Annotated in this window: 18 protein-coding genes; 7 read left to right on the top strand and 11 right to left on the bottom strand. The window is 56.5% G+C overall.

All coding sequences use genetic code 11. The features are described 5' to 3' along the window. Positions 1-117 precede the first annotated feature (117 nt). From ABD890_RS19575 to ABD890_RS19545, 7 genes are all read right to left on the bottom strand, one after another. Positions 118-2,343, bottom strand: coding sequence for a molybdopterin oxidoreductase family protein (locus tag ABD890_RS19575; protein ID WP_345093731.1), 2,226 nt, complete (start codon positions 2,341-2,343; stop codon positions 118-120). 13 nt (positions 2,344-2,356) lie between these two features. Then, positions 2,357-3,967 carry a DmsC/YnfH family molybdoenzyme membrane anchor subunit gene (locus ABD890_RS19570; RefSeq protein WP_345093729.1) on the bottom strand — a complete coding sequence of 537 codons (1,611 nt, stop codon included), beginning with the start codon at positions 3,965-3,967 and terminating at the stop codon, positions 2,357-2,359. A 14-nt stretch (positions 3,968-3,981) separates the two neighbouring features. Then, positions 3,982-4,845, bottom strand: a complete 864-nt coding sequence (locus tag ABD890_RS19565; protein ID WP_345093727.1) for a hypothetical protein — start codon at positions 4,843-4,845, stop codon at positions 3,982-3,984. Positions 4,846-4,868: 23 nt separating this feature from the next. Continuing rightward, entirely contained in the window at positions 4,869-5,774 is a 906-nt protein-coding gene (locus ABD890_RS19560) for an ABC transporter ATP-binding protein (RefSeq protein WP_345093725.1), read from the bottom strand. Between the two features lie 20 nt (positions 5,775-5,794). Beyond that, positions 5,795-6,640 carry an ABC transporter ATP-binding protein gene (locus tag ABD890_RS19555; RefSeq protein WP_345093723.1) on the bottom strand — a complete coding sequence of 282 codons (846 nt, stop codon included), beginning with the start codon at positions 6,638-6,640 and terminating at the stop codon, positions 5,795-5,797. 40 nt (positions 6,641-6,680) lie between these two features. Continuing rightward, the gene (locus tag ABD890_RS19550) at positions 6,681-8,384 is read right to left on the bottom strand and encodes an ABC transporter permease (protein ID WP_345093721.1); all 1,704 of its coding nucleotides are present in this window, start codon (positions 8,382-8,384) and stop codon (positions 6,681-6,683) included. A 102-nt stretch (positions 8,385-8,486) separates the two neighbouring features. Further along, positions 8,487-9,986 carry a CmpA/NrtA family ABC transporter substrate-binding protein gene (locus tag ABD890_RS19545; RefSeq protein WP_345093719.1) on the bottom strand — a complete coding sequence of 500 codons (1,500 nt, stop codon included), beginning with the start codon at positions 9,984-9,986 and terminating at the stop codon, positions 8,487-8,489. Positions 9,987-10,446: 460 nt separating this feature from the next. Between ABD890_RS19545 and ABD890_RS19540 the strand changes: the two genes are divergently transcribed. The 6 genes from ABD890_RS19540 (at position 10,447) to ABD890_RS19515 (ending at position 21,034) form a co-directional block, all read left to right on the top strand. Beyond that, on the top strand, positions 10,447-12,027 hold the full coding sequence (locus ABD890_RS19540; protein ID WP_345093717.1) for an alginate export family protein: 1,581 nt from the start codon (positions 10,447-10,449) through the stop codon (positions 12,025-12,027). A gap of 283 nt (positions 12,028-12,310) precedes the next feature. Continuing rightward, a complete protein-coding gene (locus tag ABD890_RS19535) occupies positions 12,311-13,798 on the top strand; it encodes a sigma-54-dependent transcriptional regulator (protein ID WP_345093716.1) in 1,488 nt (495 codons plus the stop codon). A 4-nt stretch (positions 13,799-13,802) separates the two neighbouring features. Continuing rightward, positions 13,803-16,067, top strand: a complete 2,265-nt coding sequence (locus tag ABD890_RS19530; protein ID WP_345093715.1) for an ATP-binding protein — start codon at positions 13,803-13,805, stop codon at positions 16,065-16,067. A gap of 226 nt (positions 16,068-16,293) precedes the next feature. Then, positions 16,294-19,026 (top strand): c-type cytochrome, encoded by a 2,733-nt coding sequence (locus ABD890_RS19525; protein WP_345093713.1) that lies wholly within the window; start codon positions 16,294-16,296, stop codon positions 19,024-19,026. Positions 19,027-19,077: 51 nt separating this feature from the next. Then, on the top strand, positions 19,078-20,547 hold the full coding sequence (locus ABD890_RS19520) for a DUF7133 domain-containing protein (RefSeq protein ID WP_345093711.1): 1,470 nt from the start codon (positions 19,078-19,080) through the stop codon (positions 20,545-20,547). A gap of 256 nt (positions 20,548-20,803) precedes the next feature. Beyond that, entirely contained in the window at positions 20,804-21,034 is a 231-nt protein-coding gene (locus ABD890_RS19515) for a carbon storage regulator (protein WP_345093709.1), read from the top strand. Between the two features lie 10 nt (positions 21,035-21,044). Here ABD890_RS19515 and ABD890_RS19510 read toward each other — a convergent pair whose 3' ends face one another. The 3 genes from ABD890_RS19510 to ABD890_RS19500 all read right to left on the bottom strand — a co-directional run bounded on the left by ABD890_RS19510 (position 21,045) and on the right by ABD890_RS19500 (position 24,024). Then, positions 21,045-21,932, bottom strand: a complete 888-nt coding sequence (locus ABD890_RS19510) for a cell division protein FtsQ/DivIB (RefSeq protein WP_345093707.1) — start codon at positions 21,930-21,932, stop codon at positions 21,045-21,047. 258 nt (positions 21,933-22,190) lie between these two features. After that, complete coding sequence (gene murB / locus ABD890_RS19505) at positions 22,191-23,069, bottom strand: UDP-N-acetylmuramate dehydrogenase (RefSeq protein ID WP_345093705.1); 879 nt, start codon at positions 23,067-23,069, stop codon at positions 22,191-22,193. Positions 23,070-23,229: 160 nt separating this feature from the next. Beyond that, positions 23,230-24,024: a YkgJ family cysteine cluster protein gene (locus ABD890_RS19500; RefSeq protein ID WP_345093703.1), complete on the bottom strand. Its 795-nt coding sequence runs from the start codon at positions 24,022-24,024 to the stop codon at positions 23,230-23,232. A gap of 286 nt (positions 24,025-24,310) precedes the next feature. Here ABD890_RS19500 and ABD890_RS19495 point away from each other — a divergent pair, with 286 nt between their 5' ends. Beyond that, positions 24,311-25,498 (top strand): CinA family nicotinamide mononucleotide deamidase-related protein, encoded by a 1,188-nt coding sequence (locus ABD890_RS19495; RefSeq protein WP_345093701.1) that lies wholly within the window; start codon positions 24,311-24,313, stop codon positions 25,496-25,498. On the opposite strand, the gene aat is transcribed toward ABD890_RS19495, so the two are convergent. Beyond that, complete coding sequence (gene aat / locus ABD890_RS19490; RefSeq protein ID WP_345093699.1) at positions 25,495-26,181, bottom strand: leucyl/phenylalanyl-tRNA--protein transferase; 687 nt, start codon at positions 26,179-26,181, stop codon at positions 25,495-25,497. The genes ABD890_RS19495 and aat overlap by 4 nt on opposite strands. Positions 26,182-26,220 lie beyond the last annotated feature (39 nt).

Raw genomic sequence — 26,220 nt, 5'->3', positions numbered from 1 at the left:
AGTGGTCCTATTTAAAGTCAAAGAGTGTAGAACCAGGGTGGTCAGTCTGTGATCACTGCCAGCATCGGCGGCAAAAACGTGCCTTCGATCTATGCAGTCGGCAGCGTGTTCTGCACGCTAAGAAGGCTTCACGATTCGCACGGCGGCGTTCTTATACGATGGCTGCCGCGAGTAGCTATCAAACTGTGGGAAGGTCAGCCGATTGGTCAGCTCGTTGTGCATCGGCAGGAAAACATGCCCTGACTGAACGCTGCCGGTGATGTTGACCCGGGCCTCGATTTCTCCGCGTGCCGATTGCACCAGTACTTTATCGTGCGGCAGCAATTGCAAGGCAGCAGCATCGTCGGGGCTGACATCGATCAGGAGGGTTGTCGAGTAAAGCGTTCGCAGGACGGCCGATTTGGAAGTCTTGGTTTGCGTATGCCACTGCGCCGCCGTTCCGCGACCGGTCAATAGTCGCAGCGGGAAGTCTTCGCTCGGCTCTTCGTTGGGTGCTTGCGGCGGCTCGAAGATGAAGCGTGCCTTACCGTCGGCATGGAAGTACTGACCATCTTCAAACAAACGCCGCTGCTGGGCAGGCATCCAGTCGTCGCCAGTGCTTTCGTCCTGGCGGGTCGGCCACTGCACACCGCGGGCATCGTCCAGCATGCGATAGTCGCGAATGCCGGTGATGTCGCAAGGTTGCCCCTGGGAGCATTGCTTCATCGCCTGAAATACATCTTCCGGCGTCTTCCAGTTTTCAAACAACGACCCGCATCCCCAGTAATGGGAAACGAGGCGAAAGATCTGGAAGTCGGCCAAGGCTTGCCCTGGGGCCGGAACTACTTTCTTGTGCAGCCCGATCCGACGTTCGGAATTGATGAAGGTACCTTCCTTCTCTCCCCAACCAGCCGCCGGCAAAACCAGGTCGGCACGAACGGCCGTTTCGGTCGAGTGGTACATGTCTTGAACGACCAGGAAGTCCAGCTTCGACAGGGTCTCGTGTGCTTCCTTCTGATGAATCCACGAGTGGGCCGGGTTCGTGGCGATCACCCACAAACCGCGAATATCGCCGCGGCGAATCCCTTCCATGATTCCATCGTACGACCAACTGTTTTCGGTGGGGATGTTGCCGACCGGAATGTTCAGCGTGTCAGCGATCTTCTGCCGATGGTCGGCATTACGGAAGTCGTGGCCGCCAAGCAAATTGGTCGTGTTGCTGAACAAACGCGAGCCCATGGCATTGCACTGACCAGTCACCGAGTTGGCTCCGGTCCCAGGGCGACCGATGTTACCGGTCATCATCGCCAGGTTAATGATTGCCTGGGCGGTGCGAACTCCCTGGTGGCTTTGATTCACCCCCATGGTCCACCAGAACGAAACACGCTGTCCTTCGTGAATCGCCTTGACGACTTCCATGACATCGGCCGAGGGAAGTCCGCAGTTTTCGAGCGAATCTTCCAGGCGGTATTCGGCGACGTACTGCCGGAAGTCATCGAATCCGACGGTATGATTGGCGATGTAGTTCGTGTCGATCCAATCGTTCTCGATCAGCACGTTCGCGATCGTATAGAGCAGGGCGAGGTCGGTCTTCGGCTTCAGCGGCAAATGGTGTGTCGCGGCGACGGCTGTTTCGGTACGGCGAGGATCGATGACGATGATCTTCGGTTGATGCGGATTCCGCAGGACGCGTTCCCACATGATGGGATGCGCGATGCAAAGGTTCGATCCGACAAAGACCAGCACGTCCGATTCTTCAAAGTCGGCATAGGTGAAGGGTGGTGCGTCGAACCCGAACGATTCTTTGTAGGCGACCACGGCGGTGGCCATGCATTGCCGCGTGTTGCCGTCCCCGTGCAGCATGCCCATGCCGAACTTGGCGAGCGCGCCGAGGAAGAACATTTCTTCCGTAGCAATCTGACCCGTGGAAAGGAATGCCACGGAGTCGTTGCCGTGCTTCGCTTGGATGTCTTGAAAACGCTCGCAGAACGTCTTCATCGCGTCATCCCAGGAAACAGGAGCCAGCTTGCCGTCGGCTCCTTTGAGCAGCGGCGCCGTGGCTCGGTCATTGGCTTTCAGAACCGTGAGCGACTCCCAGCCTTTCGGACATGCCATGCCCAGGTTCACCGGCCAGTCGACCGACGGGCTAAGATTGACCGCCTTGCCATCCTTCATGTGCAGTTCGAGTCCGCACCCCGTCGAGCAGAATCCGCAGACCGAGGTGGTCGTGCCATCCGGTTTGATCGAAGCGGGGACTTTACCCAGCCCGAACTCGCCAGGATGAAGAAGCAAGTCGCGGGTCAACGCCCCGGTCTTGGCGTAGATCAACTGCTGCAGCGGATTCGGTTCAGTTGCGGACGACATAGTGTGCCTTCTCCTACTTCGGCAAATTGGGCATGGCAGGGGTCGATTCCGCGGCGAAATACAACGCTCGATCGATCAGTTCCGCCGCAACCAGGCATGCCAGCGACAGCCCGGCGATTGCGATCGAAACGGTGCCGCTGGTCAGCGGCAGGATCGCCGGCAGGACGATGCCTCCGACGGTCCACAAACTAATGCGGCTCCAGCCGAGGCCTTTCAAGGGACCCAGGATCAAGTAAGCCGAACGGGCCAGCGGATCGGTCAGCGGCTTTGAGACCTGCGAGCACAACTGATATTCCAACGCCAGGCGGGCCGTCGTTACCAGGATGGTGGCTGCGATCGTCCCGATGATGAACGAACTAGCGTGGATCGTTCCTTCAAGGCTCGCGGCGGCGAACCCGCCCAATACGATCGTGGTGCCGAACTTGGCGAATGTAAGCGACTCTTTCCAGAACGGTCGGCGGGTGACGATGTATATCATCGCCGAACAAAAGATCGTGATCATCCCGCCGCCGATCGCGGCAAGACCCATCATCAGCCGGAACGGTTCGAGCATCGGTACGAAGTACGACGCCGCGTAGCCGACCAATGGCCCGGCGAAGGCAGGCATTAAAACTGCTTCGCGGCTGAGCCAGGAGGTTCGCAATCCGAGGAACACACGGAACCCATACATCGGTCGGCCGAGGTGAGCCCCGGAAGCCGCCAGGCCAATCACAGCGGCGATCGTCGCCAAAATGGCACTGGTAACGGCACTACCGAAGAAGAACTGTACGACAACGCTGGCGATCAGCATGCCAAGGGCGGCCTGGGTTAAAGTCAGCAGGCCAACCAGCGGCAAGTGAGTATGATTCGGGAGAACCTGTTGTACGCCCGCCGAGAACATCGCTTCGCTTAAACGGTTCTTGCCGATGTAACGGGTCGTTGGCTTGGTGATCCGAGGGTTCGCGGCTCCGCGCAGGAACGTTCCTTCAGAAGCCTCGGCGGCGATGGCATCCTGAGCGACAACGGTGATTTTGATCGCGGCGTTCGGGCACGACTGCACGCAGGCCGGAGCTTCGCCTTCTGCCAGTCGATGTCGACACATGTCACATTTGCGGACGATGCCCTTCGACTCGCTGAACTTCGGGACGTCGTATGGGCACATTAGCGTGCAATACTTGCAGCCGATGCATTGGTCGTCGAGGTGCACGACGATACCGAGCTGAGGATCTTTTTCGTACGCTTGCACCGGGCAACCGAGCATGCACCCCGGCTCGACGCAGTGATGACAGGCCGTCGTCACATGCTGAACGGCAGGCGACGTCGGCATCGAGCTTTGCAGCATGCCAACGCGACGCCATGTTTCGGACTCTTCCAGCCCATTCATGTTATGGCATGCGACAACACACGCTTTGCAGCCAGAGCAGGCGTCCAGATCGACTTCAAACGCATACTGCTCGCCAGGACCTGGTTCGCTGAGCGGGATCAGCTCGCGATAGGTCGGCGCGAGCAAAGGATCGCTATGCTGATCGTGTCGCTGCGAAAATCGCTGCACCGCTGTCAGGTCTTGCTGTTCCGAAAGCAGCATCTCGACCAGGTCGAATCCTGACGAGAGCTGAGATGTCGAGTTTTGGTCGGCGATGGCCATAGGACTCGCTTCTATTAAACGAACAGCGTGACGATTTGAACCAGACGATCACCATTGAAAACTGGAAGGGCCAAGGCGAATCGAGCACCCTGTTCGAAGATGGGGCCGAGTGATGCGTCTTCGTCGGCGCAGGTTGTTAGCTGAGGAATCCGCGAGGCAAAGCATTGGCCAATCAGCCCTTCGCCGTAAGCGACTTGATCACGTTCGGAAGGTTTGATGCCTTCCGCGTAGGAAGTCTGAACCCGCGACAGTTCGGTTTGGTCGGCATTGGGAACCCAGGTTTCCATCGCCTGTTGGAACGGAAAGTCGACCGTGCTCAAAATCACCAGCACCGAGTCGAGTTCATGTTCGGTTGCCATGACCGGGATGCCCAGGCCATAACGCAAGCCTTCTACCCGAGCACCAGCGGCACGCATGAACGCCTTCGATTGATCGAGACGAGCGATGATCCGCGACTTGCGATCGTCCCAGGTTTCGCCGGGAAGGCCGGAACCACGAGGAAATTTGACATACGGACTGATGCGCTCGAAACGCTCGAGTCCGCGATAGACCGATTGATGCAGTCCGAGTTCGTCGCGTTCGGTTCGTGTCCAGATCTCGAGCGCGATCTTGCACTCTGGTGGCGTGTGTACGGTAAACAAGACCGCCCCGGCCGCCTCGCCGGTCAGTAGCAGCGGCATGGCGATTTCGAGGGTGTCGTCGCTGACGCTGCGAACCATGGCTCGGCGCTCGGCAACAGAGGTCAGGACGAAGTCGTGATGCAGCGGGCCGGCAGGCATGTCGGGAAAACCAGCCGAGGCAACCAGGCCGCCGGCCGTTTCGTCGTAGATCCAAACCGTGGTGTTCGCCACGATGGAAGGTGCGATCGTCGATGTCATGCGAAGTTTCGTCCTTTTCAGCATTAAGCGTTGGCGGTGACGTTGCTGGAGACATCCGACGTCGCTTCGTCGTCGGCGATCGTGACGTTAAGGCCGGGTGCCGGCTGTTCGGCTTCTGACTTCTTGGGTTTGTGATGCTTGTGCCGTTCTTGTTCTTCCAGAAACGACACCAGCGACCCACGCAGTTCGTAATAGAGCGGATGCTCTAAGGTTTCGGCCCGGTTACGAGGGCGTGGCAAAGGGAGTTCCAAGACCTGACCCACTTTGGCGGCCGGGCCGTTGGTCATCATGCAGATGCGGTCGGCCATGTAGATCGCTTCGTCGACGTCGTGCGTCACCAGCATCGTGGTGATCTTCTCTTTGTCGAGGATCTTCAAAATGACATCTTGCAGTTCCATTCGCGTGAGCGAATCGAGACGGCCAAACGGTTCGTCCAAAAGAAGCATGTTCGGCTTCAAGGCGATGGCCCGAGCGATGCCGACACGCTGTTGCATGCCGCCCGACATCTCGCGAGGATACTTGTCCATCGAATCGGCCAGGCCGACGATGCTCAAGTAGTACTCGCAGATCTGGCGGCGTTCGTTTCGCGTGGCATGTGGGTAAACACGGTCGACCCCCATGCGTACGTTTTGGATCGCCGTCATCCAGGGCAACAGGCATGGTGCTTGAAACACCACGCTTCGGTCTGGACCTGGGCCCGAGATTTCTTTGCCCGCCACGACTACGCTGCCTGAGGAAATCGGATTAAGGCCCGATACCATGGTCAGCACGGTCGATTTGCCACATCCCGAATGACCAATCAGGCTGACGACTTCTCCCTTCTTCAAGATCAGGTTGAAACCATCGACGACTTTCACATCGTCGCCGAATGGATTGGGGTACGCCTTAACAAGGCGGTACATTTCGACGAAGCGGTTCTCTTGCGACATCAGGATTCCTTCAGTGTGAGTTAGGCGACGCCGATTCGGATCGGTTCCACATCTGGCAGGACCAACTCGGAGGCGACGCGCAACTGCTTCGCTTCTTCGTTGATCGCCATCATGTAACGCGTGATTTCGTTACGCAGCTTTTTGAACTCTGGATTGAAGTTCAAGGTCGTTCGATCGCGAGGACGCTCGAGCGTCACCGGGAACTCACGGCCGAGGGTGGCCGCAGGACCTGGTGTAAGCGGTACGATCCGGTCCGCCATCAAGACGGCTTCGTCCACATCGTTGGTCACCATCACGACCGTTCGTCGGTCTTCTTCCCACAAGCGAATGATCTCGTCTTGTAGCACGCTTCGCGTAAGCGCATCCAACGCACTCAGCGGTTCGTCCAACAGCAGCACCTCGGGTTGCATGGACAAAGTACGTGCCAGCGAGAGGCGTTGCCGCATCCCACCCGAAAGCTCCGAAGGGCGTTTGCCTTCGCTACCGGTCAAGCTGACCATATCGATGTAGTGTTGGATGTAGTCCCGCCGTTCGCTCCGCGACATCTTCGGAAAGACTTGCTTCACGGCCAGTTCGATGTTGCCATGAACGGTCAGCCAAGGAAGCAGCGAATAATTCTGAAAAACAATGCCTCGATCGGGACCAGGTCCGCTCATCTGCTGCCCTTTAAAGCGGGCTGCTCCTTCATTAGGCAGCACGAGCCCGCCCAAGAGAGAGATGAGGGTCGACTTTCCCGAACCGGAGAAGCCAATGATCGCGACGAATTCGTTTTCGTGAACCTGAAGGTTGGCTCCTTCGAGCACCGTGTATCGGCGATGCGACTCACCGAAGCCAACCGTAGCGTTATCGAGTTCCAGGATTGCCATAGGGCGTTTTCCTTTAGGTATGACGTTGGCAATCATTGAATTACAGGCCGGTCGGAGCACCATCGAAGCTGACCATGCGCTGGAAAACGATCATGATCCGATCCAGCAGCAGACCAATTACCCCGACAAAACCACACGCGACAAACATCTGGGCAAATGTGGCGGAAGAGCCGTTGTTGAACATGTCCCAGACAAACTTGCCAATGCCTGGGCTACTGGAGAGAAGCTCTGCCGCAATGAGCACCATCCAGCCGACCCCCAGAGAGATACGTAAGCCAGTGAAAATAAGGGGCAGGGCGGAAGGAATGATGATCTTGGTCAAGCGGTCCCATAGGCCGAGACGCAAAACCCGTGCCACGTTCAGGTGGTCCTGGTCGATTGCCGAGACTCCCAGAGCGGTGTTCACCAGCGTCGGCCAGAGCGAGCAAAGAGCCACGGTGATCGCCGAGCTGAGGAACGATGGTTGAACCCAGGCCTCGTCTGGCTTCGTGATAAAAGCACCGACGATGAAGAACACAATCGGCAACCAGACGATGGGAGAAACTGGTTTGAACAACGAGATCAGCGGTGTCATCGAGGCCATGAACACACGACTCATGCCGCAGAAAACACCAATCGGAATCGCAATCGCCGTGGCAATGAAGAAGCCGGTGAAGACACACTTCAAGCTGGTCCAGATCTGATCGAAAAAGGTGGGTGGCTTGGCGAACTCGCTCGTGGCGATCGTGTTGATGCGTTCCTCTCGCTGGATTAACTGCTGTGCGAGACCAAACATTTCCGGACCGCTGGCAACCGCGTACTTTCGTTTCAGATCTTCCATCTCGGCTTGGGCTTTGTCGATCTTCTGTTGACGATTGCCATCGGTCAGCAGGTTCACGCGCGTGGCGAGGAACTCTGCCTTCTGACCTGTCTTGCTGATCTGTTGGCGGAGATCTTCGACCTGAGGGAGTGACTTGCCGCGACGTTCCGACAACTCGGCACGCAGCGACTTCAAGTGATCGTTCTCTTGGCCGGTTTTCGCGAGGTGGTCGTTCACCTGGTGGACATACGCCACCTTCTGTTTGTAGTCGTCGGCCTGAATCTTCGCGGCGATGGCCACCAGGTCCTTGGCCCGAGCCTGCTGATCTTTTTTGTAGACTTGCTCCTGCTTGGTCACGGCGTCCGACAACTTGGACAGGCTCGCCGAAACGAACTGAGCGGAGATCCCTTCGACATACGCGAACTTGCGGCGCGCGGCATCGGTGGCCGTTGCTTGGTCCGACTTCAAATCGGCGACAAGCTGGCGCCAGCCTTCTTCAATCTCAGTTTTCTTGGCTGCTGCTTCGGCAGGCACTTTGGCCAGCAGCGATTCCAGCAGGTCTTCGCACTGAGCAGCGATGGCTTCCCAATCGGTTTCAAGGGCGGCGATCTCTTCTTGGGTCTTGGTCAATGCCGCTTCGCGTTTTTCGCCTTCGATGTTGTAGTCGGCGACCTTGGTGTATTCGCGTTTGTGGAAGTCGGCGATGCCATCGTAGGCGGTAACGACCTGGGCTGGCGTAGGAACTTCGCCGGCACGTGTTTTGATCCGTGGTCCGATCAAATCCCAAGCAATCACGCAGGCCACCATCACCAGGATGGGAATGACGATATAGAGACCAATTTTCTTGAGTTGTTCGCGAGGTTCTTCGCCGTAGCAAAGAAGGACGACCGGCTCGAATACTCGAAGACCGGCGACGTCCAAGATGCGGATGATTTTGTATTTCATTCAAGCTCTTTCGTGAGTTGGTATTGTTTCGATCCGATGTCCGCGGAAACGGGCCGGAGGTGGCTTCCGCCTGCGCCTCCCCCGGCCACCCCACTACGCGAGTTAGCGGTCTTTGTTGCCAATGGAGTGGGCGTTGAGATAGCCAATCGGGTCGTGCCCGTCGTAGATGACCCCATCGATAAAGTCACCCTTTTCCGTCGGAGGCTTATAGCCATCAGTCTCCGGCGAAGGAATTTCGTCCTCGGTCAGTTGGCCGGAAGCGACCAGGGCCGCGGCGGCCTGACGGTAGATGTCGGGGCGATAGATTTTCTTCGCGGTCTCGTGATACCACTCGGCTGGCTTGGGCTCGGTGATTTGTCCCCAGCGACGCATTTGCGTCAGAAACCAGACACCGTCGCTGTACCAAGGATACGAGCAGTGGTACTTGAAAAAGACATTGAAGTCGGGCATCGGGCGCTTGTCCGACTTCTGGAAGTAGAAGAAGCCGGTCATCGAGTTCTTGATCACGTTGTAGTCGGCCCCGACATAGTTAGGCTTGGCCAAGATGCGGCATGCTTCTTCTCGATTCACGAAGTTGCCATCGGCGTCGGTTTCGTCCAGCCACTTGCCTGCGCGGATCAAAGCTTTGACCACGGCGATGTGCGTGTTGGGGTTTTCATCGTTCCAGTATTTAGTCACGCCAAAGACCTTTTCTGGATTGTTCTTCCAGACGTCGTAGTTGGTGGTGACCGGAACGCCAATGCCTTTGGCAACGGCTTGCTGGTTCCAAGGTTCACCCACGCAGTAGCCTTGAATGTTGCCGGCCTCCAGAACCGTGGGCATCATCGGAGGGGGCGTCACCGAGAGCAGCACGTCCGCATTGGTTTCGCCAACGGTGTCGGTTTCGGTATACATGCCAGGGTGAATGCCAGAGGCAGCGAGCCAATAACGCAGTTCGTAGTTGTGCGTCGAAACTGGGAAGACCATGCCCATCTTCAGTGGCGTTCCGCTGGCCTTATAGTCTTCCACCACGGGGCGGAGCGAATCAGCCGAAATTGGGTGCGGAGGAGTTGGGCTCTTCAGCTTTGGGTCGTTCTCTTGCATCTGTTGCCAGATGTTGTTCGAGACGGTGATGCCGTTGCCATTCAAGTCCAGGGTGTAAGCGGTGACGATGTGCGCTTCGGTGCCGATGCCAATGGTGGCGGCGATTGGCTGCCCCGAAAGCATGTGGGCTCCGTCGAGTTCACCATTAATCACGCGATCGAGCAGTGTCTTCCAGTTTGGCTGGGCTTCGACATCGACCTGCAGACCTTCGTCGGCAAAGAAGCCTTTCTCACGAGCAATGACCAGCGGAGCACAGTCGGTCAGCTTGATAAAGCCAAGCTTCAAGTTGACCTTTTCCGGAGCACCCATTGCGGGAGCGAAGGTCTCGGATGTCTTCGTTTCTGGCGAGGTGGGCTCTTCGCCTGCCGGAGAGGCGGGAGCAGTCGCGGCCAACGAGCTAAGGTCAAGTTCGTCGAGGCTCGGTCCCGAAGAGGTTGCCTTGCTGCAACCTACAAAGGCAACCGCGGCAATCAAACAAGCAGCCGCGAAGTGGCGTTTCCAGTTTCCGATCCAGTTCATGCTCGATTCCTGAGTGATTGGTGGTTCCAAAACGGGGGCAATCGTTTCGATGAATGGGTGGAGAGCGTGGGAGGACGCCATCGCACCAGGGTGTCGTGGTCGTTAATTAAAAAAGCAACGACTGTGCCAAAAATATTTGACCACTACTCAACTCGAGCTAGAGAAACGAGTTACAGGTGTTTGGGCTCCAAGGCCCGGTCAAAGAATGACCGGAGCGAACTGCAAGACAGATCAGCAGATCCGGCAAACAGCAAGCGTACTATTTACGCGGTGTCCCCAGGATGGCGACCATTCTCACGCCACATGCGGTCACCATTCGCTCAACAGACCTCCCCGGAGCCGCAATTCCAGTATCCTGCCCAAATCCCCTGAAGAACCTGGTTGCTGGCGACCGAAAGCAGCAATACCCCACGAATTGGACCGACCCACGGATGACCAGGCGTTGAAGGAACAACGACTCATGACCCACTCGATGACCTTGTGGCTGGCTGCACTTGCGGTCTGCTTCGGCGGGGGAACACCACTGGTGCTGCATGCCCAGGAATTGGTACCGACGAACTCGGTACCGGTTCAGTATGCACCGGTTACCTTCGTGACAGACGACGAGATCTCGCCGTCTGACATGCTGCCGCCCGTACCGACGGAAACCACTAGTTACAACATGGAATACGCGGACTTCGCGAATTCCATGGAAATGGCGGCGCCAGTTTGCGACGCCAAAAAGATGGCCGAGTTGAAGAAGAAAGCAGCGAGTGCTTATAAGCCGCTGTTCTTCGACAACGACTTCTCGTATCTCTGCGATCCCTGCTACGACGGGTGCCTATTGGGCGAAGACCTGAAGCGGATGTGCGTCGGAGACTGCGGCTATCTCGATATCGGCGGTGAATACCGTGCTCGATATCACCACGAACAAAACATGAAGCCGTACCTGAACGGCGTCGATGACGATTTTCTGCTGCATCGTCTTCGTTTGTATGCCAACTATCAGGTGAACGACAACATCCGTGTTTACGCGGAAATGCTACACGCAATCAGCCAGTACGAATCGGCGCCACCCCGCCCGATCGACGAAAACTACTGGGAATTGCAGAACATGTTTGTCGACACCAAGCTGTTGGAGTCGGGCAACGGAACGCTGTACGGTCGATTTGGCCGACAAGAGCTGTTGTACGGTAGCCAGCGTCTGGTTTCGCCACTGGACTGGGCCAACATTCGTCGTCGATTCGACGGTTTGAAGTTGTACTATCGTAGCGATGCCTGGGATATCGATGGCTTCCTGACCCGACCGATTCGCAAGTCGCTGTACGACTGGGACTCGACCAACCAGGATCAGTCTTTCTACGGGATCTTCTCGACCTATAAGAAGAGCGACCTCGGGAACATCGATCTTTACTGGCTCGGTTACGAAAACAACTCGTCGCCGTTCCGCTACCAGACTCTGGGTAGCCGAGTGATTGGCGAAAAGGGCTTTTTGCTGTACGAAATGGAAGGTGCTTACCAGACGGGTGAATATCAGGGCGCCGACCATGACGCTGGGTTCTTCACGATCGGGCTTGGTCACCAGTTCCAGGATGTCGCCTGGAAGCCAAAAGTGATGGTCTATTACGACTGGGCTTCGGGTGACTCGATCATTGGCAACGGTTTCGACCAGTTGTTCCCACTGGGGCACGCCTACCTTGGCTGGATGGACTTGTTTGCTCGACGCAATATCGAGGACTTCAACGTTCAGCTGACCGCCAAGCCATGCGATCCGTGGACGCTGATTGCCTGGTGGCACGTGTTCAACCGACAAGACACCAGCGACGTTCCTTATACCGTGACCAACGCCCCATACCCTGGCTACACGCCAGCCGGATCGCGTTACCTCGGTCAGGAACTCGACTTTATGGCCAAGTGCCAACTGACGCCGCATTCGGACATCATCTTTGGATACTCGCACTTCTTCACCGGAACCTACTTCCGCGATCAGAATGCCTTGAATCCAGCGATCTACGACGGCGATGCCGACTTCTTCTATACCCAGTTCACGCTGCGGTTCTAAGAAAACGGTCGCAGAACAGATTTCCTCGAAGGAGGGATGGCGCTAGAATCGCCATCCCTTTTTTCGTGCCTAAAAAGCACGCATTTCCGGCGCGTAAAAAAGCCTATTGCTGAATATTATCGGTTAGCGCTTATCCGCCGTCTTTCGTAAGTAACGTGATGTACAAGGGATAGGGCACCACCTTCCTTGTTGTTAGCAGTACTGGTACATGAATTGCATGCAGTCGAGCATCGGTTGAGTCGGACAGGCGGAACCTCTCTCTATACCTTGACGCTACGACACATTGACTACGCAAAACTATCTCGGGACGAAACGTGAACGTCGTGTGCTGGTGATCGATGATGATCCTAGCGTAGCGACGGTAGTCAGTACGGCACTAAGCCAGGAAGACGTGCGGATCCAGCATGCCGAAACGGGTGCGTATGGTCTGCAGCAACTTGTGCAGTTTCGTCCCGACGTGCTCATATTGGATCATCTGCTGCCGGATGGCGAAGGTCTGCAGATACTGGGCCGAGTGAATCGAATCGACGCCCGGCTTCCGGTGCTCTTCGTGACCGCTCGAAACTCCAGCGATCTTGCTATTGAAGCCATGCGACAGGGAGCCTTCGATTTCCTCTCGAAACCGCTTCAGTTGGAAAAGGTCGCCGAGAAGACTCAGCAAGCCCTGGAAAGCCGCCGGCTCATGCTCATGCCGGTGCAACTTCCGTCTCAGGTCGATCCCATGATCGACGGGGCGGATCATCTGATCGGGCAATGTCCCGAGATGCAGGAAGTTTACAAGGCGATTGGCCGCGCTGCCGCGCATGACGTACCTGTGCTAATCGAAGGGGAAATCGGAACCGGCAAAGAATTGGTGGCCCGAGCCATTTATCAGCACGGCCGCCGCAAAGATCGCCCATTCGTGAAGGTCGTTTGCAGCGACTTTAACTCGGAATGGCTTGAAAGCGAACTGTTCGGGCACGAACCCAATTCGTTGCCAGGTGCGGTCGATCGACGCATCGGCAAGATCGAGCAGTGCCACGGCGGAACGGTGATGCTGGAAGAGATCTCCGCGATTCCCCAGGCCCTGCAGAGCAAGTTGGTTCGCTTCATCCAAGACAAGACCTTCGAACGGGTTGGTGGGCACGATCCTGTTTCGGTCAACACGACTCTACTATTCACATCCAGCAAGAATGCGGAACGCCTGACTGCAGAAGGGGTGATCCGTCACGACCTTTACTACTTGCTGAACGCGTTCATGATTCGGATTCCATCGCTGCGGGAACGTGGAGCTGACCTGCCGAAGTTGGTCGATCACTTCGTCGGTCAGTTTTGCCGCGTAGAACGAATTGCGCAATCGGGTGCGGTTCGCACCTCTCCCGAAGCGCTGCGACTTCTTTCCGACTACCCTTGGCCAGGTAATGTGGCGGAACTGCGGAGTGTGCTGCGTCGGGCCCTGATCGAGTCGCGCGGAACCGTAATAGCCGGGGATTATCTGCGTAACGCCCTTCGCGATATGCCGAGATCAGATCAAGGGCTGGATGCCCATGTGCTGGCAACGCACGTTTGCGATTGGGAAGACTTTATTCAGGAGAAGATCGAATCGGGCTCCAACGACTTGTACTCCGACTCGGTAATGGAAATGGAACGCCACGTTTTGACGATTATTCTTCGAAAGACATCTGGCAATCAGGCCAAGGCGGCCCGTATGCTAGGAATTACGCGTACCAGCCTTCGCAAGAAGATCCATTATCTTGGGCTGGCAATCGAAGAATTCGTGAGCACGGTTTAATTCTATGACCGATCAGGGGGAATTGATTCCCACTGCAAAGTCCTCCGCCAATCGTCTGACGATCCTCTATGTGCTCGCTCTGAGTGCCGTGGCCCTGTTGACGATCGCAGGGCAAGTTCTTATCCAGCACAGCCTGGAACGCCAGTTGAGCGATTCCACGGTGATCAATATTGCTGGGCGCCAACGTATGTTGAGCCAGAAGATCACCAAGCTTGCGCTAAAAATGCATACGACCGACAATCCTTTTGAACGGTCGGCCGATCGCCGCGAATTGCGAGATGCTCTCGCGCTATGGGAATCGTCTCATCTCGGGCTGCAAAATGGAGATATCAAGTTGGGATTGCCGGGAAGCAATAGCGACGTGATTACTCAACTGTATGCCGATCTTGAGCCACAGTTTCAATCGATTCGCGAGGCAACGACCCAGATCCTGGCGACGCCAGATGATGAAATCCCACTGAACCAGATCACACCGTCGCTTCGTCAGATTATGGAGCACGAAGAAGGCTTTCTCGCCGGGATGGATCAGATTGTTTATGCCTACGATCTGGAAGCTGAGAGTCGCGTCTCGAGCTTGAAGCGAACCGAGCATGGTTTGCTGATCGTGACACTCGCCGTGTTGCTGCTGGAAGGTTTGTTTGTTTTCCGTCCGGCAGTGAACCAGCTGCAGAAGATGGTTCAGCGTCTTCGGCAGAACGCGGACGACTTGAAGGCGGCCAAAGAACTTGCCGAAGGGGCCAATCAAGAGAAGACTCGTTTCCTGGCAAAGATGAGCCACGAGCTTCGTACCCCTATGAATGCGATCCTGGGACTTTCGGAGGTGCTGCTCCGAGGCCGACTGGTCGACAACCAGAAGAAGCTGCTCAACACGATTCACGACTCGGCTCATTCGCTGATGGGGTTGCTCACCGACTTGCTCGATATGTCGAAGCTGGAAGTCGACTCTGACCTGAAGCTGCGACGTTCCCCCTTGAATCCCAAAGAGACAATCGAAAAGGTTGTCGACATGTTCAAGCATCAGGCCCAGCAGCGTGGGCTCGAATTAGTGCTGAATATGAAAGAAGGGCTCGACCTGTGGGTGCTCGGCGACGAGAACCGCTTTCGCCAGGTCCTGGTCAACTTGATTCAAAACGCCTTGAAGTTCACGACCGCAGGCCGTGTGACAGTGGATGCCGAGATTCAGCGGCACATGGCCCACGAAGTCTGGTTTACGTTTAGCGTCACCGACACCGGTCCTGGGATTTCGCCCGAAGACCAGAAGGTGATCTTCGAGCCTTTCAAGCAAGCTGAACGAGACCGCGACAAGCATGGCGGGGCAGGGCTCGGGCTCAGCATTGCCTATCGCCTGGTAGAAGCCATGGATGGCCGCATCCGTGTTGTCAGCCAGTTAGGGGTCGGTACGTCGTTCATCATCGAAGTGCCAATGGCTCGCTCGTTTGGCGACTCATCGGTACGAGATGAATGGGGGCACGACAAGTCAGCACCTGTTGAGGTGATGCCGGCACTGTCGAAAGCGCATGTCTTGGTGGTCGAAGATGTCGATGCCAACCGATTGGTGGTCGGTGCGATGCTTTCCGAACTAGCTGTGCCACATCAATTCGCCGTTTCGATCGAAGATGGCTTCGAGCAGATACAGGACAAATGGCCCGATCTGATTCTGCTGGATCTGGAGCTACCGGATGGGGACGGGTTCGATTTCTTCCGTCGGCTGATTACACGCTGCCTGGAAACGGATCGCAGTCGCCCGCTGGTGATTGCTCTGACTGCCCATGCGACCGAAGCGTTCCGCAGTAAGACGGTCGAAGCAGGCATGGATGGCTACCTGACCAAGCCAGTCACACTCGAAGGTTTGCGTTCCGTCTTACAGCTTTTGCCTGGCGTTCCCAAAGGGGATGCGTCCCAAGTAGAGCCTACGAACCAGGAAGACTCAGAAGAGGACGAAGTCGCCGACGATCCATTGGCCTCGTATCCCGAGAACCTGCGGATCAAGCTGATGGTGATGTACTGCGAAAACTACCAGCCGCAGTACCAATTGTTGCTCGATGCCTTATCTGCCGGTGATCCGAAGAAGTTTTCGTTTACTGCGCATCGTTTGCTGGGGATGGCAGCCAACTTCGGAAAGCGAAACAATCCCGCCCTGAAGATTCTGCGCGAGTTCGACGACGATCATGTCGACCTTGCCAACGCCGAACTTCCGAAAAAGCTGGAAGATCTTCGTCAACAGCTTGATCAGCTGGCCGAGCTTGCCACGCGCAAGACTTCTCTATAACGGCTTCATTCTGCGAATAGCCGACCGCTGCGAAAAGTTACTCAGAGGGTTTGTGAAAACTCGGCGTGCGTTTTTGCAATCGATCGAATAATTCGAATGCATTAGTTGACTTTGCCTTCGCTTGCCTATGAAATAGGGCCAACTCACATCCTTAGGCCAATCCCCTGCCTACCTTAGCAACTTCTCCCACCTGACCTCTTTCCTCGTTCCGTAATTGGCTTTTCGCATGAAGAGAATGCACCTTGGCATCCTTGCGGTTGCGTCGGTTCTTGTTGTCCTGACCAGCCATCCCGCAGAGGCACAAACTGGCCCGATCATTCCTGGATATGAACGCTTCCATTCGCAGTCGAGTGATGCCGCCGGAGGAGAACTGCTCCTCAGCGAGTTGAACTGCGTGGCATGTCATGCCCAATCGAATGTCGATCTTGGGAATCTCGCACCGAAGACCGCGCCCGATCTTTCGATGGTCGGATCGCGGGTGCGTCCTGAATACTTGCGAGCCTACCTGGCCGATCCACATCAACTGAAGCCAGGGGCCACGATGCCCGATGTGCTGGGTGGGTTGCCTGCGGAAGAACGTACCGAAGCGATTGAAAACCTGACGCACTTCCTGGCATCGACAGGCCGTCTGCAAGAAGCCCGTCGACGTGGTCGCGACATTAACGCTGGCAAGCAGCTTTACCACGACATCGGCTGTGCCGCGTGCCATGGTCCGCGCGAAGGAAGCCCGCTCGATGTCGCCCAACTGAAGCCGCTTGGCCAGCTCGAAGCGAAGTACTCGGTTCCTTCCCTCGCGGCGTTTCTGCAAGATCCATTGAAGGTGCGTGCGTCTGGTCGTATGCCTTCGCTGCGTCTCACTTCGGAAGACGCCAACAAGATCGCCCAGTATTTGCTGCAGGATCTGGACGTCGAAATTCCAGCGAACATCAAATACACCTATTACGAAGGCAACTGGTCCAAGCTGCCAGACTTCTCGAAGTTGAAGCCAGCCGATACCGGTGAAACGATGTCGTTTGACGTCGGCGTTGCCCCACGGAAAGATAACTTCGGTTTGGTGTTCGAGGGTTTTCTGAACATTACGCAGAAAGGTGATTACAACTTCCATATCGAATCGGACGACGGTAGCCGGCTGCTGATCGATGGCAAGGAAATCGTCATCTATGACGGCATTCACCCGAAGGGACGCCGTTCCGGCAAGGTACGACTTGAACCTGGGTATCACCCACTGCGAGTCGAATACTTTGAAGGGGCTGGCGAGCAAGAGCTCGAAGTGCTGTTCGATGGCCCTCGCGGCATGCGAAACGCTTCAGTTGCCGACTTTGTTGTTCTCAGTCCTGAACCTGCCGAAGAGTCGAGCGGTACCCCTGGCTTCCTGGTCGATGCCCAACGAGCAGAAAAGGGGCAGGTGCAATTCGTTTCGCTCGGTTGTGCGACCTGTCACAAATTGGAAGGCACCAAAGCCGATCGCTCGATCTTGAAGGGCCCGAACCTGGCAGAGCTCGAAATCAGCAAGGGCTGTTTGGCAGCCCAGCCTAAAGGGGCTCCTGACTTCCGCCTGACGGAAGCCCAGCGTAAGAGCCTGGCGTCGGCGATTTCGCATCGCAAAGAAGCCAACACGTTGGCCTGGGAACCCGAGCAACGTGTTCAACGCCATCTGGCGACCTTCAACTGTTATGCATGCCATCAACGCAACGAGATCGGCGGTATCGATCCGCAGCTTGATACGTTGTTCCACACCACCCAGGCCGAAATGGGTGACGAAGGTCGTCTTCCACCGACGCTGACTGGTGTGGGTGCCAAGCTGACTCCGAACTGGATGAACAAGATCCTGGGCGAAGGTGCAAAGGATCGACCCTATATGAAAACCGTGATGCCGAATTTCGGTCATCAGAATGTGGGGCAATTGCAGCCATTGTTCGCCACGCTCGATACGCTGCCGGAGCATCCACCGATCGAGATCCCCGAAACGGAAGGCCGCATCAAGGCGACCGGACGGCACATGGTGGGTGACAAAGTCTTTGGTTGTATCAAGTGCCATACGTTCGATGGTGAGAAGGCCTCCGGCGTGCAGGGGATCGACATGACGCTGATGACTCGTCGATTGAATCACGACTGGTTCATGGCCTACGTCATGGATCCACCACGCTTCCGGAAGGGAACGCGTATGCCAACGGCCTGGCCGAATGGCAAGTCGGTGATGCGGAATATTCTTAGTGGCGACGCCGATCAACAGGTCGAAGCCATTTGGATTTACTTGAGCGATCAGAACAAAGCAGCCAAGCCGTTTGGTGTGGGTGAGCAGCCGATCGAATTGATTGCTTGGCGCAAGGCGGTGATCTATCGCAACTTTATCGAAGGAGCCGGCAGCCGAGCGATTGGGGTCGGGTTCCCTGAGAAGGCCAATATCGCGTTCGATGCCAACGACATGAACCTGGCCTTAATCTGGCAAGGAGCGTTCATCGATGCGTCGCGTCATTGGACTGGTCGCGGTCAGGGTTACCAGCCTCCGCTGGGCGACAACGTGATTCGCTTGCCGGGCAAGGCACCATTCGCAGTGCTGAATGACGCCGCTGCCAAGTGGCCGGAAACGTCAGGAAAAGAAGCTGGCTACAAGTTCTTAGGCTATCGCCTCGACGAAGCGAACAACCCAACGTTCCGTTATCGTTTCGACGAGCAAACCATCGCGGAAGCCATCCACGCCGACAAGGTGGGTGAGTTCCCGGTATTGGTTCGAGAGTTCACGGTCGAAGGTCCGCCGACGACTGGTTCGTTTGTTTTCCGAGCGCTTCAAGGGGGCGGTATTCATGCCCTGGAGGATGGCTGGTTTCAGATGGGGGATGGTCTCAAGGTTCAAATCGAAGGAGCCAAGGGAATCGTCCGACCGGATCAAAACGATCTGTTGATCGAGGTGCCCGAAGGTGCCGGTCCGCGTCAGTTCTCGCTGAAATACGTTTGGTAAGACCTCCCTGGTATCTGATTGCTCCGTTTGGCCCTTTGCATGGGGATCGCCATGATTCGATATACAACGTTTGCTCTGACGATGGTTTTGCTCGGTACCACCGTGGGTTTCGCCCAGGAAAGCGAGCAGGAAAAGTACTACAAGATTACGCCGCTGCCGATTCCGGAAGGTGTCGTGCTGGAAGTCGGCGCGCTAGAGATGATGCCGGACGGTAAGTTGGCGGTGGCCACACGCCGGGGCGATATCTATATGGTCTCGAACCCGAAGGCCAGTTCGCCGGAAACCGATACCAAGTTCACGCTGTTCGCTCATGGTCTGCACGAAGTACTTGGCCTCGCTTATCGCGATGGCTGGCTCTACGTGACGCAACGAACCGATGTCTCGCGGGTTCGTGATACCAACGGTGATGGGGAAGCGGATGAGTTCGAGATCGTCTCGGATGGTTGGGGCGTGTCGGGTGACTATCACGAATACGCCTTCGGTTCACGCTTCGATCAGGAAGGAAACATTTGGGTCACGCTTTGTTTGACCGGTTCGTTCTCGAGCCAGGTTCCATTTCGCGGTTGGTGTTTGCGTGTGAACGCCGACGGAACCACCGTGGCAACAACGAGCGGCGTGCGTAGCCCTGGCGGTATCGGGATGAACGCCGCCGGCGATGTGTTCTACACCGATAACCAAGGCCCCTGGAACGGTACTTGTGGTTTGAAGCATCTTGTGCCCGGCAAGTTCGTCGGTCACCCAGGTGGCAACGATTGGTACAAGCTCGCTCCAGAGATGGGAGATCGCCCGGTAGATCCGGAGAGCAACAGTCGCTTCCATGTCGAAGCGAAGAAGATCCCTGAGTACATGCCGGCCGCCGTACTGTTCCCTTACGACAAGATGGGCAAGTCGGCCAGCGGTGTCGACTACGATCGATCGGAAGGCAAGTTCGGACCATTCGCCGGCCAGATGATGGTGGGCGATCAGTCGCACAGCACCGTGATGCGTGTCGTCATGGAAGAAGTGAACGGCCGCTACCAAGGGGCGTGCATTCCGTTCCTGAAAGACATCGGTTCCGGCACCTTGCCAATCTGGATGACCGAAGATGGCAACCTGTTTGTCGGTGGCACCAATCGTGGTTGGGGCTCCCGCGGCAGCAAGCCGTTCTCGCTTGAACGGATCAACTGGACCGGTGTCGTTCCATTCGACTTGCTGAATGTAACAGCGAATCCCGATGGCTTCACCGTCCAGTTCACGAAGCCAATCGATGCTGCCTCCGCCACGGCCGCCGATGCCATTGTGGCTGAGACCTATACCTATATCTATCAGTCGAGCTATGGTAGCCCAGAGGTCGACCATACCAAGCCGACAGTGACCAAAGTTGAAGTCGCTCCGGACAAGAAGTCGCTGAAAATCACCTTAGATAAAGTCCAGGAAGGGCACGTTCACGAAATCCATTTCCCAGGAATTCGCAACGAGAATGGTGAGCCGCTCTGGCACGACGTGCTGTACTACACCATGAATCAGATACCAAGCAAGTAACTGTTTGTATTAACGCTCGTCAATAAGCTTGCAGCATTAATTTGCTTATTTTGCGGAAAATGTCACGCTGCTTTCATTTTGTTTGTCGTAAACCGCAGGGAGATTTTTATACTCGCGGTTAGAACGATCGGACATGGTTTGCGTCTGATTGTTCTGCCGCAACCTGACTAGCATCGTGTAATCAAAAACGACCGGATGCGAGGTAAGATCCATCTCGCTGATATATTTCTTAGGTAAGGTCTTGGGCAGGGACGCTATGTTAGTCTTAAGTCGACGCGTTGGTGAAAGAATCGAGATTGGCGACGGCATCACGATCGTCGTGTTGCGTGTCACAGGAAAAGCGGTGCGAGTTGGAATTGAAGCACCACAGAGTGTGGCAATTCGACGCGCGGAGATTCCGGAGAAAAGCAATTGGAATCAAGTGCCCGATGTGACGGCAGGCGACACCAGCTATCTGAGCTCCGATTCATCGCAGCGTATTAGATAAGCAGTTTGCTCTAGCGGCGTACCGGGCCAGTGCCGGTCAATGCTCGACCTGCCGTTCGTAGATCGAGTGCTGGGCTGGCGTTGTTGTCGGAGATGGCCGACTCGGCTGCTTTCTGTAGCATCACCTGAACTTTGTGGTTCGCCAGCGTCTCTTGCGGCAGCTCTTGGCCTGGGGGACTTCCCCAAATGATGCGGGTGGTGTCGGACTCTAGTTCGTAGTGCCGACCGCCATCCTCTTTGACGACGATTCGGTTCAACTTCAATTCGCTCCAGTGGCCAACCAGCAAACTGGCGATCGAGGCCGCTTCGGCAACTCTAAGGTCGTCCCATTTCATCCCGGCTTCGACCATCGGTCGCTTCAGATCGATATGGATGCGAGGGTACCGGTCGTTCGCTTGGATGCGCGAAAAATCGCCGGGCGGCAGTACGGTTCCTTCGACGTCGACCGGGATCAGGCCGCGGCGAACAGCACCTTCGTCCACGAATTCGACCTCCACCATGGCGACAGGCCGGCGGTATTCGAGTTCGACCAGGACCTTGGCGGGGTATTGCTTGACGACTTTGTGCACCTGACGCACCCATGGGTGGGCGGTGAAAGTGGCAGCAATCTTCGAGGTCAGCTCTCGGTCGCGAAGATCGAGTTGCTCAGGCAGCGAGGCTTCTTCGACCGAGTCGGACAGGACGTTCGACTGAATCCAGGCCGGCGGCGTGGTGATCAGAATGTCGCGTGGCGACAGCAGGAACTCTTCCCGGGCAGCGAACTGATCGGCATAGTGATTCCAGCCGGCGACCATCACCAGCACAAAGGCGGCAACAATCGCCACGCACAGCAGGAACTGGCGCGCGGCAGGGGATCCCAGGCTCAACAAACCCGACCGGGTTTGATCGCTGCGACTCACAGGAAACATCCTTGTAAAAGTTGGCCCGTCCATGGCATGCCGGCGGCAAAGCGGCCGGCATGGCGAAGAGCATAATGAATCTTTCGATTCCAATAAACGCGTCTCCACACGTTTTATGGAAATCGATAATTGCCCATGATTCGAGATCGGCTCATCTTAATGAGCAACTTGATTGCGGTTCGCGAAACTTGTCCTACGGCAGAAAGCCCACCGATGTTCCGCTCTTCCTGGTGGTTGCTCGCAAGAATGGTGGCGTTGCTACCAGATGGTTAGCTGGCACTTCAAATCCATGCCGCTGACTTCCTTCACACGGCTTTGAACCAGTTCGGCTAAGCGGCGAACATCGTTGGCAGTTGCTTCTGGGCTGGCGATGACGAAATTGGCATGTTCGCCGCAGATTTCGGCTCCGCCGACCTTGGTGCCCTTCAGCCCCGATTGCTCGATCACCGAACTGGCAGAAAGACCTGGTGGGTCGAAGAACATGTAGCCGACCGCGTCCGATCCGCCTGGCTGCGAAGCCTTCTGGACGATCCAGAACTTCTGCATGCGGCGGGTCAGTTCCTGGGAATCTGCCGAATCGAGCTCGAACACGGCACTCAAGATGACCAGTTCATCCAAGCTGCTTTGGCGATACGTGAACTGCAGATCGCTAGCGGTACGGGTCTGCACTTCGCCCGTGCGGGTCATCACCTTCGCTTCGACCGTCCGCTGACCAATGTCGACGCCATTGGCCCCGGCATTGCCATGCAGGGCACCACCTACCGTGCCCGGAATACCAGCCAAGGCTTCCAGGCCCGCCAGACCAGCTCCGACGGAAGTGCTAACGACATGCGAAAGCTTGGCACCACCACCGACAGTGACGCGGTTGCCTTCCACTTCGATCCCGCTGAAGACGGGATGGCTCAGGTGAATGACCATACCGGGAACGCCATCGTCGCTGACCAGCAAGTTCGAGCCGCCGCCCAGCACGCGACACGGAATATCGTTCTCGCGGCAACGTTTGACGACGGAAGCAAGTTCTTCGATGGTCGTAGGTTCGGCGAAATATTCCGCGCTTCCACCCAGTTTCAGCCAGGTGTATTTTGCCAAAGGTTCATCCGTGCGAACGAAGTGCTCGAAGCCAGCGGTCAATTCCATAGGTCAATCGTTCCCGAAAAGGTCGCATTCCCGGGCAAAAACGTGCCGAGCGGGAAGCGAGTCGATCCTGTATCCATCCGTCATTCGACGGCAATTCCCTCTACGGTACCACCTTCGATTTCGGTTTGACAACCTGGGATAGGCAAACCAGGGATGAGGATTAGTTCAAATGAGACTCTCGGCGACGTAAGTGAAATGGTCGAACGACCATATTTCGTCTGGGGGGAGAGTGGGCTTCGGTGCAGATGGCATCGCGGAAGATATCTTCGCGGTCGAAGAAACGTTGCAGGGCATGAGGGTCATGAAGCACCGTCAGAACGGCCGAGTTGAGCTCGTAAAGGTTGCCGTCGTAGCCATTTTCGACGAGCACACGTTGCAATCCCCCCGAGATTCCGCCGGTTGCCTGGATCGATACCAGGTCCAACGGAGCCGATCCGGACAAATCGCCCTTTTCCGCAGCATGGATGGCGTCGTCACAGGCCTGACGATCGGTGGAGAAGACGCCAGAGCAGATCACCGGTCGGGCCGCATAAATCTGGCAATGTCCCTGGGAATTCAGCATGCCGCAGGCCACCGGTCGCTGTGGCAGTTGCCCTTTGATCTGGGCTCGACGGATTTCGGTGCTCCGTTTGAGACGCGATTCGATCTTCGCCCGATCTTCTGGGCTGACACACATCCGCAGAAACTCGCTTGCAGCAATCGCCTCGACCCCGGTGACGTCGACCTGAGCCGAGAGGCAGCAACTAGCACAGCCGGCTCCACATTCTCGCTGCGAGGCTTGAGGCGAACTCTGGATGAACTCCTGCTGCAGTTCCCGCAGGTCATCGATCCAGTCGAGACCTTCTCGCTTTCGTTTTACCAGCCGCTGGACCAAGTCACGAGCTTCCCGCGCAGCAGTATGAAACGTTTGAGTAACGGTCGGTGCATTGGCAGTCGAGGAGGAGTTGGATGGCATGATCAGGTTGCGCCCGAGCGAGGTAGGAACACCGGCATTGGAACAAACCGCAAAGTGGGGGAAGGTGTCCCCTTCGGGCTCATCGGCTAATCGAATACACCTGAAAGCGTCGCTCGTTGTGATCTCTGGGGAATTCGCGGTTCCCCACTTCGACGTATGACGCTTGAGACTCTTCTATCGAATTGGCAGAGTTTCGGGGTCGTGTCGAAGTGGCAATGTTGGGGTATCGTAGAGAGAAGAAGCACTCGCTTCGCCGCAAACGCACTCAGGAAGGATCAAACCCAGAATGATCGCAGAGATCTTGGCCATCGGTGATGAACTAACGAGCGGACAGCGACTGGACACCAACACTCAGTGGCTTAGTCAGCAACTAGAGACCCTGGGGATCGAGGTGCTGTTTCACACCACGGTCGGCGACGATCTGGAAGCCAATATCCAAGTTTTCAAAACGGCCCTCTCGCGAGCCAACCTGGTGATTGCGACCGGAGGCCTTGGGCCAACCGACGACGATCTCACACGGCAAGCTTTGGCGAACGCGACCAGCACCCGTTTGAAGCTGGATGCCGACAGTCTCGAGCATATTCAGCGGCGGTTCTCGATGCGGGGGCGTGAAATGCCACCGAAAAATCAGATTCAGGCCATGTTTCCTGAAGGAAGCCGGGTGATCTTCAATCCGAACGGAACGGCCCCTGGGATCGATCTCGACTACAGCGTGGGAATGCATCACTCCCGATTTATCGCATTACCTGGTGTGCCAGCAGAAATGAAGGAGATGTGGACCGCTACGGTGGCACCGTCGCTGGCCGGGCAGGGGACCGCTAAGAAGGTCATTCGCCACCACGTCGTCAAATGCTTCGGAGTCGGTGAAAGTCATATGGAAGCGTTACTGCCGGATCTGATCAAACGTGGACGGGAGCCACGCGTTGGCATTACCGTGCACCAGGCGACCATCTCGCTCCGAATCACCGCCACCGGGACCGAAGCGGCCCAGTGCGAGGCAGCCATTGCCGATACGGTGAAGCAAATTCACGCGGCGGTCGGGGACCTGGTCTTCGGAGAAGGGGAGGAGGAACTGCAGGATGTGATCGTGCGTGACTTGCTCGCACAAGGAAAGAAGGTCGCCACGGTCGAGTCATCGACATCGGGGCTGCTCGCTTTCTGGCTGGGGGCAGTCGACGATCAGCGAAAAGCGTTCGTCGGAGGGCATATTCAGCCTCCCAGCGAACTCACGACTCGGGAATCGGTTGAGAAGGCTGCCGCAGCAATCCGTCAGCAAACGGGGGCCGATTATGGGCTGGCCCTGGGGACGTTCTGCGAGGCGGACTCTTCGGACGACTACTTTGTCGCCCTGGCAAGTGCCGACGGTGTCGAGTCGAAAGCCAGCGGTCTGGCGGGGCATCCTGAGATTTGGGGCCCCCGCATGGCGAAGCAGGGACTCGACCTGCTTCGTAAAAAGTTGATCGCGAAGGCTTAGTCGCCGAAATATTCGATCTCGGAAAGCTGCTCGCCGAACGTCACCGGCAAGTCGACGACCGAGCCGAGCAGTCGCAGATAATCGCTCCGATCGATCTCGATGGCCCCCATGCTGCCGGTGTGTGCGGTCCACTGTTGGATGTCGAATAGCTTGTAGCCGCGCTGGTTCAAATGCGACACCAGTGCGGTTAGTGCGACTTTCGAGGCGTCGCGAACGGTATGGAACATCGATTCACCGGCAAACACGCCGCCGATCGCGACGCCGTAAATGCCACCGACCAGTTCTTCCCCTTGCCACACCTCGACGCTGTGCGCGTGCCCCTCTGCGTGCAGCTTGCAGTAGGCCTTGATCATCGCCGGCGAGATCCAGGTACCATCTTTTTCGTGTCTCGGCAGCGAGCACCCCTTCATCACGTCGCGAAATGCTTTATCGCAAGTGACTTGAAATTTGCCGCTGCGGATGGTCCGCTTCAATCGACTGCTGACATACAACCCATTCAGAGGGATGATTGCCCGGGGATCGAGCGAGAACCAGGTCATCGGCATCCAGTCGCCCCACATCGGCCACGGAAAAATTCCATGGCGATAGGCATCTAAAAGCCACTCAGAAGTCAGTCGGCCGCCGACCAGAACGAGGTCATTTTCGTCGGCTTGTTCGGCAGGAGGAAAAAAACGGGAAGCCAAATTTGTGCTCTGCTACGCCTTTTAAGGCAGGGAAAAAAA

It is taken from the genome of Bremerella cremea (assembly GCF_039541315.1).
GTDB classification, from domain to species: Bacteria; Planctomycetota; Planctomycetia; order Pirellulales; family Pirellulaceae; genus Bremerella; species Bremerella cremea.
The sequence above is the reverse complement of the archived record's forward strand: the minus strand, read 5'-3'. Positions and strand labels throughout refer to the sequence as shown.

Excerpts from the sequence above, each read along its gene's own strand:
- ABD890_RS19565 (WP_345093727.1), bottom strand. The coding sequence starts at position 4,845 with ATGACATCGACGATCGCACCTTCCATCGTGGCGAACACCACGGTTTGG.
- ABD890_RS19515 (WP_345093709.1), top strand. The coding sequence starts at position 20,804 with ATGTTAGTCTTAAGTCGACGCGTTGGTGAAAGAATCGAGATTGGCGAC.
- murB (WP_345093705.1), bottom strand. The coding sequence starts at position 23,069 with ATGGAATTGACCGCTGGCTTCGAGCACTTCGTTCGCACGGATGAACCT.
- ABD890_RS19540 (WP_345093717.1), top strand. The coding sequence starts at position 10,447 with ATGACCCACTCGATGACCTTGTGGCTGGCTGCACTTGCGGTCTGCTTC.
- ABD890_RS19525 (WP_345093713.1), top strand. The coding sequence starts at position 16,294 with ATGAAGAGAATGCACCTTGGCATCCTTGCGGTTGCGTCGGTTCTTGTT.
- ABD890_RS19560 (WP_345093725.1), bottom strand. The coding sequence starts at position 5,774 with ATGTCGCAAGAGAACCGCTTCGTCGAAATGTACCGCCTTGTTAAGGCG.
- ABD890_RS19555 (WP_345093723.1), bottom strand. The coding sequence starts at position 6,640 with ATGGCAATCCTGGAACTCGATAACGCTACGGTTGGCTTCGGTGAGTCG.
- ABD890_RS19545 (WP_345093719.1), bottom strand. The coding sequence starts at position 9,986 with ATGAACTGGATCGGAAACTGGAAACGCCACTTCGCGGCTGCTTGTTTG.
- ABD890_RS19520 (WP_345093711.1), top strand. The coding sequence starts at position 19,078 with ATGATTCGATATACAACGTTTGCTCTGACGATGGTTTTGCTCGGTACC.
- ABD890_RS19550 (WP_345093721.1), bottom strand. The coding sequence starts at position 8,384 with ATGAAATACAAAATCATCCGCATCTTGGACGTCGCCGGTCTTCGAGTA.
- ABD890_RS19530 (WP_345093715.1), top strand. The coding sequence starts at position 13,803 with ATGACCGATCAGGGGGAATTGATTCCCACTGCAAAGTCCTCCGCCAAT.
- ABD890_RS19575 (WP_345093731.1), bottom strand. The coding sequence starts at position 2,343 with ATGTCGTCCGCAACTGAACCGAATCCGCTGCAGCAGTTGATCTACGCC.
- ABD890_RS19500 (WP_345093703.1), bottom strand. The coding sequence starts at position 24,024 with ATGCCATCCAACTCCTCCTCGACTGCCAATGCACCGACCGTTACTCAA.
- ABD890_RS19495 (WP_345093701.1), top strand. The coding sequence starts at position 24,311 with ATGATCGCAGAGATCTTGGCCATCGGTGATGAACTAACGAGCGGACAG.
- ABD890_RS19570 (WP_345093729.1), bottom strand. The coding sequence starts at position 3,967 with ATGGCCATCGCCGACCAAAACTCGACATCTCAGCTCTCGTCAGGATTC.